Raw genomic sequence first — 717 nt, forward strand, 5'->3', positions numbered from 1 at the left:
GTGGTCGGTGCAGGGTGAGGTCGGTGCGGTCGGTGGGGATGCCGTACCAGGCGAGCAGGCGGCACCAGCGGTCGACCTCGTGTTCTTCGGGGTGCCAGTCGGGGCCGTCGTGGTGGCCGGCTTCGGCGTTGGCGAAGGCGAGCAGTCGGCCCGCGTCGGCGAGCATGCGGTGTGACTGGGGGCCGCGTCCGTGGAGGTTGACCGCGAGGTCGGGCGCCGGGCGGGGTGGTGGGCCGAGGCCGTCGGTGGGCAGCAGCCGGTCGATGCCGCCGATGAGGTCGGCCAGGGGTGTCAGCCAGGCTGGTGCGGCGAGGGTGAGTTCCTGGTCGGGGTACGCCGCGCGGAGGGCGCGGAGGGCGGGGACGGCGGTGGCGAGGTCGCCGACGCCGAGGGCGCGGAGGGCGAGGATCACGGGTAGGAGGTTTCCTGTTCGGCGCAGACGACGAGTTCGCGGACGGCGCAGCCGGGGGGTTGGGTGAGGGCGAACATGATGGCGGCGGCGGTGTCGGTGGGGTCGTTGAGGATGGCGTCGGGTCCGGGTTTGTACTGGGGGTCGCGGTCGTCGAAGAAGGCGGTGCGCATGCCGCCGGGGATGAGGAGGGTGACGCCGACGGTGCCGGCGAGTTCGGCGGCCAGGGCGCGGGTGAAGCCGACCACGCCGAACTTCGCCGCGCAGTAGGCGGTGGCGTCGGAGACGGCCTTGATCCCCAACGTCGA

Annotated in this window: 2 protein-coding genes; both read right to left on the bottom strand. The window is 73.4% G+C overall.

The genetic code is table 11. The annotated features are described in order from the left end of the window. On the bottom strand, positions 1-412 hold a 412-nt coding region (locus AC5L3Z_RS29505), incomplete at its 3' end, for a glycosyltransferase family 9 protein (RefSeq protein WP_494846648.1). Then, positions 409-717: SDR family oxidoreductase (locus tag AC5L3Z_RS29510; protein WP_494846650.1), on the bottom strand; the 309-nt coding region annotated here is incomplete at its 5' end. The genes AC5L3Z_RS29505 and AC5L3Z_RS29510, both read right to left, overlap by 4 nt.

It is taken from the genome of Micromonospora sp. LZ37 (assembly GCF_059359015.1).